This is a genomic window from Roseateles sp., assembly GCF_036486225.1.
Taxonomy (GTDB): Bacteria; Pseudomonadota; Gammaproteobacteria; order Burkholderiales; family Burkholderiaceae_C; genus Roseateles.
Window position 1 is genome coordinate 1 of the sequence record NZ_DASVNZ010000124.1, and the last position, 17,167, is coordinate 17,167.

Here is a 17,167-nt window from a genome sequence, read left to right on the forward strand (position 1 = left end):
GAGTCCGCCACCACCAGCGCGATGTACTGGCCGCGATAGGCGATCTCCGCGTTCGACAGGGGCTGCAGGCTCTGGAAGCCGAACCCGCCGCCCATCAGGAAACCGGCGCCTTGCAGCGGTCCGATGTTGGCGTGCGTGAGCACGAGCCGCACGCCCGGCACGCGTTCCGCGGCCGTCGTGTCGATCGCGTCGATGCGTCCGCGTCCGACGGGCGCCGGCACCAGCGCCGCATGCAACAGGCCGGCGGGGACATGGTCCGCCGCATACCGCGTCGCGCCGCGGACCTTGTCGCGCGCGTCGACGCGCTCGGGCCCGTCGCGACGGGAGGTGGGAGACGTTGCCATGTCAGAGCCTTTCCTTCGATTGCATCAGCGCGTCGGTGAGCGTGTCGATCCCGAGCGCCACCTTGAAGCGGTTGTGCGGCAGCGGCCGCGCGTCGGCAAAGGCCAGCTCGGCCGCCTGGCGCGCCGACTCACGCGTCAGCGCGCGGCCGCGCAGGTGACGTTCCGCGGCCACCGCCCGCCAGGGCCGGGTGGCGACGCCACCCAGTCCGATGCGCACGTCGATCACCTGCCCTGCGGCCATCTGCAGTCCGACAGCGGCGGACACCAGCGCGAAGGCGTAGGACTCGCGATCACGGACCTTGTGATAGACCGACGCCTTCATCGCCGCCGAGCGCGGGATGCGGATGGCGACGATCAGTTCATCCGGTGCCAGCTGCGTCTCGATGTGCGGCGTGTCGCCGGGCCCGCGGTGCAGCTCCGCGAACGGCAGGCTGCGCGCGCCGCGCGGGCTGCGCAGATCGACCACCGCGTCGAAGGCGATCAGCGCGATGGCGAAGTCGCCGGGATAGGTGGCGATGCACTGGGGGCTGCCGCCGAACAGCGCATGGCCGCGGTTGGCGCCCTCCAGCGCGGAACAGCCGCTGCCCGGTTCGCGCTTGTTGCAGGGATAGGCGGGCGTGCCGCGGAAGTAGGCGCAGCGCGTGCGCTGCAGCAGGTTGCCGCCCAGTGTGGCCATGTTGCGGATCTGCTGCGACGCGGCCTTCCACAGCGATTCGCTCAGCGCGGGGAACTCGCCGCGCACGCGCTCATGGTCGGCGAGCTCGCCCATCGTCACGCCGGCGCCGAAGCGCCATTCCGTGCGGCCGAATTCGATCGTCCTCAGATCGCTGCAGCGCGTCACATCGATCAGCGCGGTGGGCGCCTCGACGTTCAGCTTCATCAGGTCGAAGAGCGTCGTGCCGCCGCCGAGGTAGCGCAGGCCGGGCGCCTCGTTCGCTGCGCGCCGCGCCAGCACGGCGTTCGCGCTGTCCGGGCTGCCGTAGCTGAAGTCACGCATGGTCGCCTCCCTTCATCCGCTGGGCGCCATCGCGGATCGCCTCGAGGATGGCGACGTAGGCGCCGCATCGACAGAGGTTGCCGCTCATGTACTCGCGGATCTGATCGTCGTTCTGAGCATGGCCCTCGCGCACGCACGCGACGGCGGCCATGATCTGGCCGGGCGTGCAGTAGCCGCACTGCAGCGCGTCGTGGTCGATGAAGGCCTGCTGCATCACGTGCAGCGCGCCGTCGCCGCGCTCCAGGCCCTCGATGGTGCGGACCTCGCGGCCGTCGCATTTCGCCGCGAGCGTCAGGCAGGACGCCACGCGGCGTCCATCGACATGGACGGTGCAGGCGCCGCACTGGCCGTGGTCGCAGCCCTTCTTGGTGCCGGTCAATTGCAGGTCTTCGCGCAGCACGTCCAGCAGCGAGGCCCGCGCCTCGATCCGCAGCGTTCGGCGCTGACCGTTGACGACGACCTCGCAGCGCGGGCCGCCCGCGTCCGGCGACGCCGACGGGTCGGGCGCCGTAAGGCCGGGCGCCGCGCATCCGGCGGTCAGCGCCGGACCCGCGACGCTCGCGGTGGTGACCATGAACGCTCGGCGATCCAGGGTCGTGGAGGGGGAGGAATCAGTCATCGGACGGGTCCTTGGGCAGGGGAATGCGCGAGACTAGAGGCCTGTGAAGAGCCTGTGAAGTACGCACTTTTCGGGCGCCTGATTACCTGCCGGTAACCTTTGGACCCTCCGATGACCACCTCCGCCGCGTCGCACCGTTTCCTGCATCCCCACAGCGGCGAGCCGCTCGATCCGGCGATCGAAGTCATGGTCCGCGACATCATCGGCAGGGTCGCGGACAAGTGGTCGCTCATCGCGCTGGAAGTGCTGACGGAGCACGGCCGTCTGCGCTTCACCGAGGTCCGGCAGCGCGTCGGCGCGGTGAGCCAGAAGGTGCTGACGCAGGTGCTGCGCGGGATGGAGGAGGACGGCCTGCTCACGCGCACGGTGCACGCGGAGGTGCCGCCGCGCGTGGAGTACGAGTTGACGTCGCTGGGCCGCGAATTGAGCCACGCCCTGTGTGGCGTGTGGCAGTGGGCGGAGCGCCACCGCGAGGACATCGCCCTGGCGCGGCAACGCTTCGCGTCGCGCGGCGAAGTCAAGCCCGGCGCCGCCACCTGAGCTTCTCCGGTCCGCGGCCTGCGGCGCGACGGGGCGGGCGGCGGATTTGCCCGCGCTGACGATGCAGTCGTTCGCCAGTGCTTAAGAGCCCCCAAAGCCGGCTCCTGTAGAGTCTGTGCCATGCCCCTTCACGGGTGGCATGCCCCATGCCAACGAGGTAAAGACTTGTTGCCTGGTCAACGGAAACTCACAGATGTTCGTTGGCCGGAGCATCGACTTGGAGAGCTGAAATGAAGAAGCTGCTGATTGCCGCGATGGTGGTGGCCCTGGCCGCCTGTACGACGACGAATCCCGACGTGATCCAGCGCGGCGACGCGCAGCGCCTGTCGCAGGTGCAGGACGCGACGGTGCTGTCCTGGCGCCCGGTGACGGTGGACGGCTCGCAGAGCGGTGTCGGCGCCGTCGCGGGCGCGGTGGCGGGCGGCGTGGCCGGCGGCAGCGTCGGCGGCAGCCGCGTGGGCGTGATCGTCGGCGTGCTGGGCGCGGTGGCCGGCGCGGCGCTGGGCAATGCGGTGGAGCGCAGCACGACCAAGGAACAGGCCGTCGAGATTCTGCTGCAGCTGCGCAACGGCGAACGCCGCGCGATCGTCCAGGCGCAGGGCAACGAGAACTTCGCCTCCGGCGAGCCGGTGATCATCGTCACCACCGGCGGCAAGTCGCGCGTGATGCGCGCGCCGGCGGCGACACGCACGAACTGAGCGCTGCTCAGGCGCCGCGCTCAGACGAGCGTTGCATGCTCATCACGCAAGAAGGGGCCTTTCGGCCCCTTCTAGCGTTTCCAGATCCGAAGTCAAGTTTGGCCGATCGCGGATCGGGCCTTCATTGCAGTCACCGTTCTTCCTTAGAAGTGTGGACAAACGCGACTTCTCAGCAATGCTTTGGGTTTGTTCTCCGAGAACCTCCTGCAGAACATGGCGGGATGAACAAACGTACCCCCTTCATCCTTCCCCGCCATCCCGACCCCTGCCCCGGATTGCCCGTTGAACGCGGGCCTGCCGATGAAGGAGTGGGATGGTGGGTCCCCGAAATCAAACACACTTGTCTGGCGAAGTACATCGACGGCACGCGCAAGGCGCAAACGAAGTTTCCCCGTCGTGTGCTGATCGATCCCTTCTGCGGACCCGGCCGAGTTCAGGTGAAGGGAGAGCACGACACTCGCGATGGCGGCGCCATCGTGGCATGGCGACAGTCCGTCGCCTCGGGGTGTCCGTTCACGCATGTCTTTGTGGGTGATCTCGACGCTGCCCGGGCTGAGGCCTGCGAGCAACGTCTTCGCGCATTGGGCGCGCCCGCACGACGATTCGTGGGTCCGGCGGTCGAGACCGTGCCGCTCATGGTTCGACAGGTTCCTCGCGGAGCGCTTTGCCTGGCCTATCTGGATCCCTACAACCTGCAATACCTGTCCTTCCCTCTCATCGAGCAGTTGAGCCGCTTGAGGACCGTCGATTTCGCCGTGCACTTCAGCCTCATGGATCTGACACGCAATGTCGACATGGAACTCGACCCCAAGCGCGATCGATTCGCAGAGGCCGCCCCCGAATGGCGAACCAACATGCCGAACGGTCTGTCGAAAGCGAGCCTCAAGGACTGGTTCTTCGACTATTGGTGCGGGAAGATTCGTGGACTCGGCATGACGATCAGCGATGTGATGCCCCTGATCGAATCCGAGGGCCGGGCGATCTATCGCTTGGTCTTCTTCAGCAGGAATCCGTTCCCGGAGCGGATCTGGAACGACGTTGCAAAGAGTCCCAACCTGTCGCTACCCTTTTGATCAATTGTCTGGACTGCTACATGACGACTGTCAGCCGCATCGAATGGACCGAACGCACGTGGAACCCGACGGTTGGATGCACCAAGATCTCGCCCGGTTGCAAGCACTGCTACGCCGAAGTGATGGCGCGCAGACTGCAAGCCATGCGCGCACCGGGGTACGCCAACGGCTTCGAACTCACACTGCTTCCCGATCGACTCGAAGACCCTCTCGGTCGAAAGAAGCCGACGGTGTACTTCGTGAATTCGATGTCCGATCTCTTCCACGACGAGATCCCGGATGCGTTCATCGCGAGTGTCTTCGACGTCATCGCTCGGACGCCGCAGCACACCTATCAGATCCTCACCAAGCGGGCCGATCGGCTTGCCGCCTTCTTTTCCTCGCATCCCGTGCCGCGCAACGCGTGGATCGGTGTCTCCGTCGAGGATCGGAAATACGGGCTTCCTCGCATCGAACAACTCCGGAAGGTCCCTGCGTCGATCCGGTTTCTCTCCGTGGAGCCGCTACTCGAGGACCTCGGTCCGATTGACCTGAGCGACATGCATTGGGTGATCGTCGGCGGCGAATCGGGACCGAAAGCCCGGCCGATGAAAAAGGCATGGGCCCTGGCGGTGCAGCAACAGTGCGAGGCTCAAGGGGTCGCCTTCTTCTTCAAGCAATGGGGCGGTTGGGGCGCCGACGGGAAGCGGCGAGCCAAGTCGGCCAACGGTCGCGTGCTTGAAGGGCGCACGTGGGACGAGATGCCTGCAACAGCGCCTTGAGGATCCACAAGGAACGAACCGTCCGTCCTACTTCACCCGCTGCTTCTCCAGCTTCCTCGCCAGCGTGCGCCGGTGCATGCCCAGCCGCCGCGCGGTCTCGGAGATGTTGAAGTCCGTCGCCGCGAGCGTCTCGTGGATGTGTTCCCACTCCAGCGTCTTGATGGACGTGGTCGCGCGGTCGGTGACCTCGACCTCGGCATCGCCCTGCGCGCGCGAGAAGGCGGCCTCGATGTCGTCGGTGTTCGCCGGCTTCGCGAGGTAGTGCCGTGCGCCCAGCTTGATCGCCTCCACCGCCGTCGCGATGCTCGCGTAGCCGGTCAGCACCACGATCACCATCTCCTGGTCGTGCTCGTGCAGCGTCTGCACGCAGGCCAGGCCCGAGCCGCCGCCCGCGAGCTTCAGATCGACGACGGCGTATTCCGGTGCCTCCTCCGGGCCGCGGTCGGTCAGCAGCTTCTGCACCTGCTCCACGCTGGTCGCGCGCAGCACCTGGTAGCCGCGACGCTCGAAGGAGCGCGACAGCGTGCGCGCGAACGCGTCGTCATCCTCGACGATCAGCAGCAGGCGGTCGGTATCCGCGATCAGGTCATCCGGCGTCATGGGCAGCATTGTCGGGGAGTCCAAGCGGCGCGAGTGCGGACAGGGGCATGCGGATCTCCACTTCCGCGCCGCCGCCCTCCTCCGCCAGCCGGTTGCGCGCCTGCAGCTTCCCGCCCAGCGAGCGCACCACGTTCAGCGCGAGGAACAGTCCCAATCCGCCGCCCGCGCGGCCCTTGCTCGATTGATAGGGCTTGCCGAAGCGTTCCAGCATCTCCGGCAGGAAACCGGTCCCGCGGTCGCTGACGCGCAGCACCAGTTCGCCGTCCTCGGCCAGCGCGCGCAGCGTCACCGGCCGGCCCGGCGCCGCCTCGAGCGCGTTGTCCAGCACGTTGTCGATCATCTGCTTGAGTCCGACGTCGGACACGATGCGCACCTTCGGCAGGTCCGACGCCGGCAGGTACTCGAGGCCGTGGTGCGGCCGCGTCGCGCGCCAGTGCTCGGCCAGTTCGTCGAGGAAGGCCTGCAGCGTCGTCACCATCGGCGCCTCGCCGCGCAGCTCGCCCGCCGACATCAGGATCCCGCTGACGATCGCCTTGCAGCGGCGCAGCTGGATCTGCATCTCCTCGATCTCCTCGCGCAGCTCGGGATCGCCGGCGAAGGGCGCCATGCGCGACCAGTCGCCCAGGATCACCGACAGCGTCGCCAGCGGCGTGCCGAGCTCGTGCGCCGCGCCCGAGGCCAGCAGGCCCATGCGGACGATGTGCTCCTCCTCGGCCGCGCGCTGCCGCAGGTCGGCCAGCCGAGCGTCGCGCTGGCGCAGGTTGCGCCCGATGCGCTGAATGAAGATCACCAGCAGCGCCGCGTTGATCGCGAAGCAGATCAGCAGGCCGCCGATGTAGTGCGTCGGCAGCGCCAGGCCTTCCATGTCCGGCACCAGCAGCGGCTGGTGCCACTGCGTCAGCGCGACGAAGCAGCCGCCCGTCACCGCCACCGTGAACCAGATGTAGCGCGACGGCAGCAGCACCGCGCCCACCGCGATCTGCAGCAGGAACAGGAAGATGAAGGGGTTGGTGACGCCGCCGCTGTAGTACAGCTGGCCGCTCAGCACCGCGATGTCGACGAGCAGGCCGGCGAAGAGCTCGGCGTTGCGCACGCTCGGCACCCAGCGTGTGCGCAGCCAGCAGGCCACGTTGAACAGCACCAGGATCGCCAGCAGCGTCAGCATCTCCGGCATCGGCAGCCGGATGTGCAGCGCGAAGTGCACCGACAGCACCGTGCCGAACTGCCCCGCCGCCGCCAGCCAGCGCAGCTGCACCAGCTGCTGCAGGTTGTTGCGGCCGGCCTGCAGCGCGCCTTCGCCCGAAGAGTCCTCGATGCCCAGCGCGCCCGCCGCGCCGTCCAGGTAGCGGCTGTCGTCGGGGTGGTCGTCGTCCGGATCGGGACGGCTCAAGGGCATGGTCGGGGCCTCAGTCCCGCGGGTCCGGGCCGGCGTCGGAGCCGGCATCCAGTCCGTCGTCACCATCGGCGTCGGTACCGCCGCGCCAGGGCCGGCTGTCGTCGCCATCGATCGGGGATCTGCGGCGCTCCATGCGCCACAGCCAGAAACCCACGCCCGCGAGCATCGCCGCCATCGCGAACCACGTCAGCGCGTACTGCAGGTGATGGTTGTTGAAGCGCACCACCGTGAGGCCGCCACGCGGCCATTGCGTCTGGTCGTCCGCCGCGGCGGCGTCGACGAAGTACGGTGCGACCGGGCCTTCGACGACCTGGCGCGCCTTGGCGATCGCTTCGACGTCGCGCGAGTACCAGCGGTCCTGCGCCGGCTCGTTCTTGCGCAGCAGGCTGCCGCCCGGCTCCGTCAGACGCAGCAGGCCGACGACCTTGTCCTCGCCCTGCGTCTCCGACGCCGTGCGCGATGCGCGGGTCTTGAACTCCGGCGGCACGAAGCCTCGGTTCACCAGCACCCAGTCGCCGCGCTCGGTGCGCAGCGGCGTCAGCACCCAGTAGCCGGTGCCGAGTTCGGTGCTCGCGCCCACCAGCGTCTCGCGTGAATGGTCGAAGCTGCCGGTGAGCGCGACCTTGCGGTACTCGTCGCCGTCCTTCGTGATCGTGCTCCAGCGGTCCGCGCCGGGCGCGCGTTCAGGCGCGGCGGCGAGGCGCTTGTCCAGCCGCGCGATCAGGTCTTCCTTCCACGCCAGCCGCTGCACCTGCCACACGCCCAGTGCAATGAACACCGCAAACGAAAGGGCCGCGCCCAGCAGCAGCGCCCAGAAGGCGATGCCGCGGCGCGGCCGCTGCGGTTCCGTGAGGAACGCGGTCATCAGGGCATGTTGCGCATGTCGTGGACCGGCATCATGTTGCTGTTCAGGTGGAACATCACCCAGATCGAGCCGGCCAGCATGATCACCACGACGGCGATCGTGAAGATCAGCGACAGCATGGACCAGCCGCCCTCGACCTTCGAGTTCATGTGCAGGAAATAGACCATGTGGACCACGATCTGCACGGCCGCGAAGCCCAGCAGCACGATGCCCATCGCCGCCGACGACGAGATCGACTTCGTCATCACCAGGAAGAACGGGATCGCCGTCAGGATCAGCGACAGCAGGAAGCCGATCAGGTAACCCTTGACGGTGGCGTGGTAGCCGACGTCCTCGTGATCGTCGTGGCCGTGGTCGTCATGACCATGGCCGTGGCCGTGGCCGTGGCCGTGATCGTCATGACCATGGCCGTGGCCGTGGTCGTCGTGGTGGTTGTTGCTCACGGCAGCACTCCCATCAGATAAACGAAGGTGAAGACACCGATCCAGATCACGTCCAGGAAGTGCCAGAACATCGACAGGCAGATCAGGCGACGCTTGTTCTCCTTGGTCAGGCCCAGCTTGGAGACCTGGATCATCAGCGTCACCAGCCAGATGCAGCCGAAGGTGACGTGCAGGCCGTGCGTGCCGACCAGCGTGAAGAACGAGGACAGGAACGCGCTGCGCTGCGGGCCCGCGCCTTCATGGATCAGGTGCGCGAACTCATAGAGTTCCACCGCCAGGAAGCACAGGCCGAGCACGCCGGTGACCGCCAGCCAGGCCAGCGTGCCGGTCTTCTTGTTGCCCAGCATCTTGATCATGGCGAAGCCATACGTGATCGAGGAGAGCAGCAGGAAACCGGTGTTCAGCGCCACCAGCGGCAGGTCGAAGAGGTCGGCGCCCGACGGGCCGGCCGCGTAGCTGCGGCCCAGCACCGCATACGTCGCGAACAGCACCGCGAAGATGAGGCAGTCGCTCATCAGGTAGATCCAGAACCCGAGCAGCGTGCCGTGCTGCGGGTGATGGTCGCCGTTGTCGTAGAACACCGGCGCGCCGGTGTTGTTCGTCAGGGTCGTTGCTTGCATTTGGAGTTCGCTCGCTGCGGAATCAGGCCTGGGCGGCCAGCACCTTGGTGCGGGCTTCTTCCGTGCGGGCCACTTCATCCGCGGGGATGTAGTAGTCGCGCTTGTAGTTGAAGGTGTGGACGATCGCTGCGATCACCGTCACCGCGAAGGCGACACCCGCCACCAGCCACATGTGCCAGATCAGGGCGAAGCCGAACAGCGTCGACAGGCCGGCCAGGATCACGCCGGCACCGGTGTTCTTCGGCATGTGGATCTCCTTGAAGCCGGCGACCGGGCGCTGGTGGCCGCGGGTCTTCATGTCGTGCCACGCGTCGTGGTCGTGGACCACCGGCGTGAACGCGAAGTTGTACTGCGGCGGGGGCGACGAGGTCGACCACTCCAGCGTGCGGCCCTGCCACGGATCGCCGTCGAAGTCGCGCAGCTGGTCGCGCTTGAAGTAGCTCACCACCAGCTGGATCAGGAAGCTGCCGATGCCCGCGGCGATCAGCAGCGCGCCGAAGGCGGCGATCTGGAACCAGATCTGGAACGACGGATCGTCGAAGTGGCTCATGCGGCGCGTCACGCCCATCAGGCCCAGGACGTACAGCGGCGTGAAGGCGACGAAGAAGCCGATCTGCCAGAACCAGAACGAGCACTTGCCCCAGAACGGATCCAGCTTGTAGCCGAAGGCCTTCGGGAACCAGAACGAGATGCCCGCCAGCAGGCCGAACAGCACGCCGCCGATGATCACGTTGTGGAAGTGGGCGATCAGGAACAGCGAGTTGTGCAGCACGAAGTCGGCCGGCGGCACCGCCAGCAGCACGCCCGTCATGCCGCCGATCACGAAGGTGACCATGAAGCCGACGGTCCAGTACATCGGGACCTCGAACTTGATGCGGCCGCGGTACATCGTGAACAGCCAGTTGAAGATCTTCGCGCCCGTCGGGATCGAGATGATCATCGTCGTGATGCCGAAGAACGAGTTGACGCTGGCCCCCGATCCCATCGTGAAAAAGTGGTGCAGCCACACGAGGTAGGACAGGATGGTGATCACGACGGTCGCATACACCATCGACGCGTAGCCGAACAGCTTCTTCTGGCTGAAGGTGGAGACCACTTCAGAGAAGATGCCGAAGGCCGGCAGCACCAGGATGTAGACCTCGGGGTGGCCCCAGATCCAGATCAGGTTGATGTACATCATGGCGTTGCCGCCAAGATCGGTCGTGAAGAAGTTGGTGCCGGCGTAACGGTCCAGCGACAGCAGCGCCAGGGCCGCGGTCAGGATCGGGAACGAGGCCACGATCAGGATGTTGGAGCACAGCGAGGTCCAGGTGAAGACCGGCATCTTCATCATGGTCATGCCCGGCGCGCGCATCTTGATGATGGTCGCGATCAGGTTGATGCCCGAGAGCGTGGTGCCGACACCCGCGACCTGCAGCGACCAGATGTAGTAGTCCACCCCCACGCCCGGACTGGCGAGCAGCCCCGACAGCGGCGGATAGGCCAGCCAGCCGGTGCGCGCGAATTCGCCGACGAACAGCGAGGCCATGCACAGCACGGCGCCGCCGGTGGTCATCCAGAAGCTGAAGTTGTTCAGGAACGGGAAGGCCACGTCGCGCGCGCCGATCTGCAGCGGCACGACGTAGTTCATGAAGCCGGTGATCAGCGGCATCGCCACGAAGAAGATCATGATCACGCCGTGGGCGGTGAAGACCTGGTCGTAGTGGTGCGGGGGCAGGAAGCCCAGCTGGTCGCCGAAGGCGATGGCCTGCTGCGCGCGCATCATGAGCGCGTCGGCGAAGCCGCGCAGCAGCATGACCAGGCCCAGCATGATGTACATGATGCCGATCTTCTTGTGGTCGATGCTGGTCACCCAGTCGCGCCAGAACGGTCCCCACAGGCGGAACTTGGTCATCAGCGCGAGGACCACGAGGCCGCCCAGGGCGACCATCGCGAAGGTGCCGATCAGGATCGGCTCGTGCAGCGGGAGCGCCTCCAGGCTGAGGCGCCCGAAGATGAGCTTTTGAACGTCAATCATCTTGGATCTCTGTTGTGCTTGCGGTCCCGGCGCGGCTGGTCACAGCGGACGCCGGGGAAGCCGATCAGTTACGGGTGGCCGAGGCCTGCCACTGCGAGGCGTACTGCCCCGCGTTGTCAGGCGTGCACAGCGCGGCCACGAAGATCCGCTTCTGCTCGTTGCTCCAGGGCTTGCTGGCCAGGCCGTCGATGGCGCCCTTGCCGCCGCCGCCGGCCGCGTCGATGGCCATCATCTGGCCCATGCACATCTTGGAACCGTCGACGCAGCGATTGACGACCGCGTCGAACAGGCCGGGGGCGACGCTGGAGTAGCGGCGCACCGGCTGACGCTCGGACGGCTTCTCGAGATCGAGGTAGAGCTCCTTGGTCAGCGCGACGCCGTCGGCCTTGTTGCGCTCGACCCAGGCGGCGAACTCGTCGTTGCTCAGGCCGTGGAACTTGAAGCGCATGTGCGAGAAGCCGTCGCCGCTGAAGTTGGACGAGAAGCCGTCATACACGCCGGGCTTGTTGATCACGGCGTGGAGCTGGCTCTGCATGCCCGGCATCGCGTAGATCATGCCGGCCATGGCGGGCACGTAGAACGCGTTCATCACGGTGGACGAGCTGATCTTGAAGTGGATCGGGCGATCCACTGGCGCGACCAGTTCGTTGACGGTCGCCACGCCCTGGTCCGGATAGATGAACAGCCACTTCCAGTCCAGTGCCACGACCTCGACGTTCAGCGGCTCGACGCCGGCGGGGATCGCGCGCTGCGCGTCCAGCCGCTCGAGCGGGCGGAACGGGTCCAGCTTGTGGGTGCTGATCCAGGTCATCGCGCCCAGCGCGATGATGATCAACAGCGGCGCGCCCCAGATGATCAGTTCCAGGCGCGTCGAGTGGTCCCACTCCGGCGAGTAGGTCGCTTGGGTGTTGGACGCGCGGTAGCGGAAGGCGAAGACCAGCGTGAGGATGATCACCGGGACGATGATCAGCAGCATCAGCAGCGTCGATGCGACGATGAGCTGCGCCTGCTGGTTCGCGATGTCGCCCGAAGGTTTCATCACGACCATGTTGCAGGCGGTGAGGGGCAGCGCCAGGGCCAGCAGCCCGAGACGGGCCAGTGACCGGAGGGGGCCGGCGGGACTTGTTTTTGCAGATGCTTTGAGGTACATGGGACTCAGCAGACCATCAGGCGTAGTTCACGCGGAACCCCCTCCTCGCCCCGCCTTGCGGCAGGTTCCCCGTCCTCCGAAACCTGGTGGGGTTTCTTCCGAAGGGAAAGCGATAAAGGGGAAAACGACACTTGTCGACCGTTGCACGCCGGGCGCAGATTTTGCCCGATTGACCAAAGCTAACTATTGGACATTTTGTCCCAGGTAGGAGACGTATGAACAGCAGCACCCTTCCAACAGCCGGGCAACACCTGGCGACCGTGGGCCAGCCGCTGCCGCGAGGCAACGGGGTGGCGACCAAAGAGGAGCAGGACGCGGTCGCCCCGGGCGACATCGCGGTGGGCGTGGTCATCGGCCGGGCGTCGGAGTACTTCGACTTCTTCGTCTACGGCATCGCCTCGGTCCTGGTGTTCCCGTCGATCTTCTTCCCGCACATGGAGCGCCTGGAGGGGACGCTGTACGCTTTCGCCCTGCTGGCGCTGGCCTTCGTGGTGCGCCCGATCGGCACGCTGGTCGGGATGGAGATCCAGCGGCGCTTCGGCCGCAGCGTGAAACTGACGGTGGCGCTGTTCCTGCTGGGCATCTCGACCTGCACGATCGCGGTCCTGCCCGGGTTCAACACCTGGGGCGGGGCGGCCATCGGGCTGCTGGCGCTGTGCCGGATCGGTCAAGGCCTGGCCCTGGGCGGCTCCTGGGACGGACTGCCCTCGCTGCTGGCGCTGAACGCCCCGGCAGGCCGCCGCGGCTGGTACGCGATGCTGGGGCAGCTCGGCGCGCCGATCGGCTTCCTGATCGCCGCGGCGCTCTACGCCTACCTGTGGAGCAGCCTGGCCACCATCGACTTCCTGAGCTGGGGCTGGCGCTTCCCGTTCTTCGCCGCGTTCGCGATCAACGTAGTGGCGCTGTTCGCACGGCTGCGCCTGGTCGTGACGCACGAGTACGAGAAGAACCTCGAGGAGCATGAGCTCGACCCCTGCGACGTCGACGAGCTGTTCGAGCAGCAGGGCGCCACCCTGTTCATCGGCGCGTTCGCGGCGCTGGCCAGCTATGCGCTGTTCCACATCGTCACGGTGTTCCCGCTGTCGTGGGTGATGCTGTACGGCGACCAGAACGTCACGCAGTTCCTGGTAGTGCAGATCATCGGCGCCCTGCTGGCGGCGGGCGCCATGCCCATCTCCGGACTGATCGCGGACCGCATCGGTCGGCGCAGCACGCTGGGCATGCTGGCGACGACGATCGGGATCTTCAGCCTGTTCGCGCCCATCCTGCTGGACAGCGGCGCCATGGGCCAGAACATCTTCATCCTGGTCGGCTTCGTGCTGCTGGGGCTGTCCTACGGCCAGTCCTCGGGCGCGGTGACGTCCAACTTCCTGCCCCACTTCCGATACACGGGCGCGGCGCTGACCTCGGACCTGGCCTGGATCATCGGCGCGGCCTTCGCCCCGCTGGTGGCGCTGGGGCTGTCGGCCAAGTTCGGGCTGTGGGCGGTCACCGCCTACCTGCTCTCGGGCGCGATCGTGACCCTGGTGGCGCTGCGCACCAACCGCATGCTCACGATGAAGGACAAGGATTGACCCCCTCGGCGTCAGACGCCCCGCGCGCCTGACGCCCAAAATCGCGACACGGGCTTGACAGCCCGCGACGCGAAAAAGCAACGGCCGATCGAGAGATTGGCCGTTTTTCTTTGTGGGCGATCTGAATAACCCCACTGAATTAGATAGCAAGCTACCTAATTAGAATCGCGGCCATGACGTCCTCGAACCCCAAGTCATCCCGCGCCCTGACGCGCACCGCCCGCGAGACGGCGCTGATGTCGATCGGCATGACGCTGCCGGTCCTGGAGCGGGCCTACCGGGCCAAGGCCAACCTGGCCATGGCGCATGTGGGCCTGTCGCAGGCGCTGGCCTGGCCCCTGGTGATGATCGGCCGCAGCGGCGACGGCTTGCGGCAAGGCGAACTCGCCACGCTGCTGGGCATCGAGGGACCGTCCCTGACGCGTTCGCTGGACCAGTTGATCACCGGCGGCTTCATCGATCGCCACGAGGATCCCGGTGACCGCCGTGCCAAGACACTGCACCTGACCGCCCTGGGCGCGGACGCCTGCGAGCAGATCGAGGACACGCTGCGCGATCTGCGCAACGCGCTCTACGAGGGCATCGCGGACGCCGACATCGAAGCCGCGCTGCGCGTCTTCGCCACGCTGTCCGAACGCGTCGGCGCGCCGAAGGCGGTCGTGCCGCCGCGGCGCACGTGAGACGGCCTCGTCCATGAAGTCCCCTGCCCTTGCCCTGCCCCGCTTCACGGGCGCCGAGTGGCTCTTCTCGTTCAAGGCCTTCGTCGCGGCGATGCTGGCGGTGTTCCTCGCGAGCTGGGCCGGTCAGCCGCGGCCGTTCTGGGCGCTGATGACGGCCTACGTCGTCGCAAATCCGCTGGCGGGCGCGGTGCGCTCGAAAGGGCTGTTCCGTTTCGTCGGCACGCTCATCGGCGGCGCCGCCGCGGTGCTGCTGGTGCCGCGCTTCGCCAATGCGCCGGAGCTGCTGAGCCTGGCGCTCGCGCTGTGGGTGGCGGCCTGCCTGTGCCTATCGCTGCGCGACCGCACGCCGCGCGCCTACGCCTTCATGCTGGCCGGCTACACGGCCGCACTGATCGGCTTCCCGTCGGTGGACACGCCGCTGGCGATCTTCGACACCGCCGTCGCGCGCCTCGAGGAAATCGGCCTGGGCGTGCTGGCCGCGACGCTGGTCCACAGCCTGGTGCTGCCCAAGAGCCTGTCGAGCTCGGTGATCGGACTGCTGGACCGCACGCTCGGCGACACGCGCGCCTGGCTGAGCGACATCGCCGCCCGCCGCGACGGCGGCGCGGACCGGCGCCGCGTCGCCGGCGACATCACGCAGTTGCGGCTGCTGTCCATCCACATCCCCTTCGACACCAGCCACCTGCGCTGGACCGCCGATGCCGTGCATGCGATGCAGGACGGCGTGGCCGCGCTGACGCCGCTGCTGGCCGGCGTCGAGGACCGCCTGCAGGCGTTGGAGGCCCACGCCGGCAGCACCGCCAATGCCGCCGATGCCGCCCAAGCCGCCAATGCCGGGAGCAGCGAAGGCGATGCGCTTCCTGAGGACGTGCGCGCGATGCTCGATGCCATCGGCCCGTGGCTGGCGCTGACGGCAGTCGAAGCAGAAGCGCAGCTGCCCGTCCTGCGCGCTCAACTCGCCGCGCTGACCGCCGACGCGGCACGCGAGCGTCTCGCCGACGATCCGTGGGCGCGCTTGCTGCGCGTGGCGCTGGCGGAGCGTCTCGGCGAGCTGCTCGACGGCTGGCTGCATTGCATGCAGCTGCGCGCCGACATCGATCGCGGCCTCGCCGGCGAGCCCATGCGATCGCGGTCCGCGCCGGCGCTGAGCGGCCCCAAGCTCCACCGCGACATGGGCATGGCGCTGTGGTCCGGCGCGGCCGCGCTGATCGCGATCCTGGTCTGCTGCGCGTTCTGGATCCTCACCGGCTGGCCGATGGGCTCAGCCGCCGCGATGATGGCGGCGATCTTCTGCTGCTTCTTCGCGGCGATGGACGATCCGGTGCCGGCCATCAACGGATTCCTCCACTGGACCGTGCTGTCCATGCCCTTCGGCGCCCTCTACGTGCTGGTGCTGCTGCCGCTGGTGCAGGACATGTGGACGCTGATGGCCGTCTGCGCACCGATGTTCCTGATCGTCGGCGCGTACGTCGGCCGGCCCTCGACCTTCGGCGCCGCCCTGCCCTTCCTGTTCGGAGTGATCGGCACGCTGGTGATGCACGACACGGCGCAGGCGGACCTGACGAGTTTCCTGAACTCGATGTCGGGGCAACTGGCCGGCGTGTTCGTCGCGGCGCGGGTCACGCGGCTGATGCGCTCCGTCGGCGCCGACTGGAGCGCGCGGCGCATCCAGCGCGCGACCTGGCGCGAGCTCGACGACCTCGCCCGCCTGCCGCGTTCCGCCGGCCGCGCGCAGGCCTACCTGCTGCGCATGCTGGACCGCATCTCGCTGCTGGCGCCGCGCGTCGCGCAGGCGGGCGGCTCGGTGCCGGGCGTGCCCACCGACGACGCGCTGCACGACCTGCGTGTAGGCGCCGACCTGGTCGCGCTCCAGGGCGCACGCGGGCGCCTGCCTGTCGAAGCGACGCTGCCGCTGCAGCCCCTGCTCGACGCCATCGGCGATTGGCAGCGCGCGCGCATCGCCGGCCGTGCTGAGGCGATCGCCGCACCGCCCGCGGTGGTGCTGAAGCGGCTGGACTCGGCACTCGCAGCGCTCGTCGAGGCCTACCCCGCCTCGTTGCCGCTGCCGGCGGAAGCGATCCCCGCCGCGAGTGCGCTCATGGGCCTGCGTCGCAACCTGTTCCCGCAAGCCCACACGCCGCAGCTTCCCGTAGATGACGTCGATCTGAACAAGGAGAACCCGGCATGACCGGCGCAGTGGATTTCTTCGGGCTCTACCTGCCCTGGCTGATGCCGCTCGCGGCGTTGGCGTTGCTCGCGTTGTCCGCAGTGCGGCGATTGCTGGCCTCGGTCGGCGCCTACCGCTGGATCTGGCATCCGGCGCTCTTCGACCTCGCGGTCTACGTGCTGCTGCTGTGGGGCTTGAGCGTCGCCTCGCTCCGCTTGCTGCACGGGCCCGGATGACGACGGCACCGCCGCCGCCGACCCATCAACGAATGACTCTTTCCTGAAGTCCGGACCCGACGACATGAACACCTCCTCCTTCCCCCTTCGCCGCGCGATCTCGATGGCCGTCACCCTGGCGGTGGTCGGCGGCGCCCTGTGGGCGGCCGGCAAACTCTGGGACCGCTACGAGCTCCAGCCCTGGACCCGCGACGGTCGGGTGCGCGCCAACGTCGTGCAGATCGCGCCGGACGTCTCCGGCCTGGTCACCGCCGTGCCGGTGCAGGACAACCAGCAGGTCGCCGCCGGCGCCCTGCTGTTCGAGGTCGACCGCGCACGTTACGAGCTCGCGCTGCGCCAGTCGCAGGCGCAGCTGTCGGCGCAGAAGGTCGCGCTGGCGCAGGCGCT

General features: G+C 67.7%; 18 protein-coding genes and 1 pseudogene. 9 read left to right on the forward strand and 10 right to left on the reverse strand.

What is annotated here, in order from left to right; all coding sequences use genetic code 11:
* The 3 genes and pseudogenes from VF536_RS08530 to VF536_RS08540 form a co-directional block, all read right to left on the reverse strand.
* Positions 1-344: pseudogene (locus tag VF536_RS08530) on the reverse strand (xanthine dehydrogenase family protein molybdopterin-binding subunit); the annotation flags it as partial.
* Between the two features lies 1 nt (position 345).
* Positions 346-1,341, reverse strand: a complete 996-nt coding sequence (locus VF536_RS08535; RefSeq protein WP_331614398.1) for a xanthine dehydrogenase family protein subunit M — start codon at positions 1,339-1,341, stop codon at positions 346-348.
* Positions 1,334-1,960 (reverse strand): (2Fe-2S)-binding protein, encoded by a 627-nt coding sequence (locus tag VF536_RS08540; RefSeq protein ID WP_331614399.1) that lies wholly within the window; start codon positions 1,958-1,960, stop codon positions 1,334-1,336. Before VF536_RS08540 ends, VF536_RS08535 begins: the two co-directional genes overlap by 8 nt.
* A 111-nt stretch (positions 1,961-2,071) precedes the next feature.
* Here VF536_RS08540 and VF536_RS08545 point away from each other — a divergent pair, with 111 nt between their 5' ends.
* From VF536_RS08545 to VF536_RS08560, 4 genes are all read left to right on the forward strand, one after another.
* On the forward strand, positions 2,072-2,500 hold the full coding sequence (locus VF536_RS08545; RefSeq protein ID WP_331614400.1) for a helix-turn-helix domain-containing protein: 429 nt from the start codon (positions 2,072-2,074) through the stop codon (positions 2,498-2,500).
* A gap of 230 nt (positions 2,501-2,730) precedes the next feature.
* Positions 2,731-3,198, forward strand: a complete 468-nt coding sequence (locus VF536_RS08550) for a hypothetical protein (RefSeq protein WP_331614401.1) — start codon at positions 2,731-2,733, stop codon at positions 3,196-3,198.
* Between the two features lie 221 nt (positions 3,199-3,419).
* Positions 3,420-4,271, forward strand: coding sequence for a three-Cys-motif partner protein TcmP (gene tcmP, locus VF536_RS08555; protein ID WP_331614402.1), 852 nt, complete (start codon positions 3,420-3,422; stop codon positions 4,269-4,271).
* 20 nt (positions 4,272-4,291) lie between these two features.
* Entirely contained in the window at positions 4,292-5,032 is a 741-nt protein-coding gene (locus tag VF536_RS08560) for a phage Gp37/Gp68 family protein (protein ID WP_331614403.1), read from the forward strand.
* Positions 5,033-5,059: 27 nt separating this feature from the next.
* Here VF536_RS08560 and VF536_RS08565 read toward each other — a convergent pair whose 3' ends face one another.
* From VF536_RS08565 to cyoA, 7 genes are all read right to left on the reverse strand, one after another.
* A complete protein-coding gene (locus tag VF536_RS08565; RefSeq protein ID WP_067282930.1) occupies positions 5,060-5,632 on the reverse strand; it encodes a response regulator transcription factor in 573 nt (190 codons plus the stop codon).
* On the reverse strand, positions 5,619-7,028 hold the full coding sequence (locus tag VF536_RS08570; RefSeq protein WP_331614405.1) for an ATP-binding protein: 1,410 nt from the start codon (positions 7,026-7,028) through the stop codon (positions 5,619-5,621). Before VF536_RS08570 ends, VF536_RS08565 begins: the two co-directional genes overlap by 14 nt.
* Positions 7,029-7,038: 10 nt before the next feature.
* Positions 7,039-7,893 carry an SURF1 family protein gene (locus VF536_RS08575; protein ID WP_331614406.1) on the reverse strand — a complete coding sequence of 285 codons (855 nt, stop codon included), beginning with the start codon at positions 7,891-7,893 and terminating at the stop codon, positions 7,039-7,041.
* The gene (gene cyoD, locus VF536_RS08580; RefSeq protein WP_331614407.1) at positions 7,893-8,336 is read right to left on the reverse strand and encodes a cytochrome o ubiquinol oxidase subunit IV; all 444 of its coding nucleotides are present in this window, start codon (positions 8,334-8,336) and stop codon (positions 7,893-7,895) included. Before cyoD ends, VF536_RS08575 begins: the two co-directional genes overlap by 1 nt.
* On the reverse strand, positions 8,333-8,956 hold the full coding sequence (cyoC, locus tag VF536_RS08585) for a cytochrome o ubiquinol oxidase subunit III (RefSeq protein WP_088406189.1): 624 nt from the start codon (positions 8,954-8,956) through the stop codon (positions 8,333-8,335). The genes cyoD and cyoC overlap by 4 nt, the downstream gene beginning before the upstream one ends.
* A 22-nt stretch (positions 8,957-8,978) precedes the next feature.
* Positions 8,979-10,973, reverse strand: a complete 1,995-nt coding sequence (gene cyoB / locus VF536_RS08590) for a cytochrome o ubiquinol oxidase subunit I (RefSeq protein ID WP_331614408.1) — start codon at positions 10,971-10,973, stop codon at positions 8,979-8,981.
* Positions 10,974-11,037: 64 nt separating this feature from the next.
* Positions 11,038-12,123, reverse strand: a complete 1,086-nt coding sequence (gene cyoA / locus VF536_RS08595) for a ubiquinol oxidase subunit II (protein ID WP_331614409.1) — start codon at positions 12,121-12,123, stop codon at positions 11,038-11,040.
* A gap of 215 nt (positions 12,124-12,338) precedes the next feature.
* Between cyoA and VF536_RS08600 the strand changes: the two genes are divergently transcribed.
* From VF536_RS08600 to VF536_RS08620, 5 genes are all read left to right on the forward strand, one after another.
* Positions 12,339-13,697 (forward strand): MFS transporter, encoded by a 1,359-nt coding sequence (locus tag VF536_RS08600; protein WP_331614410.1) that lies wholly within the window; start codon positions 12,339-12,341, stop codon positions 13,695-13,697.
* A gap of 173 nt (positions 13,698-13,870) precedes the next feature.
* Positions 13,871-14,377 (forward strand): MarR family winged helix-turn-helix transcriptional regulator, encoded by a 507-nt coding sequence (locus VF536_RS08605; RefSeq protein WP_331614411.1) that lies wholly within the window; start codon positions 13,871-13,873, stop codon positions 14,375-14,377.
* A 13-nt stretch (positions 14,378-14,390) separates the two neighbouring features.
* Positions 14,391-16,565: an FUSC family protein gene (locus tag VF536_RS08610; protein ID WP_331614412.1), complete on the forward strand. Its 2,175-nt coding sequence runs from the start codon at positions 14,391-14,393 to the stop codon at positions 16,563-16,565.
* Positions 16,562-16,780 (forward strand): DUF1656 domain-containing protein, encoded by a 219-nt coding sequence (locus VF536_RS08615; protein ID WP_331614413.1) that lies wholly within the window; start codon positions 16,562-16,564, stop codon positions 16,778-16,780. Before VF536_RS08610 ends, VF536_RS08615 begins: the two co-directional genes overlap by 4 nt.
* Positions 16,781-16,844: 64 nt before the next feature.
* Positions 16,845-17,167, forward strand: a 323-nt coding sequence (locus VF536_RS08620) for a biotin/lipoyl-binding protein (RefSeq protein WP_331614414.1), incomplete at its 3' end; no start/stop codon positions are given.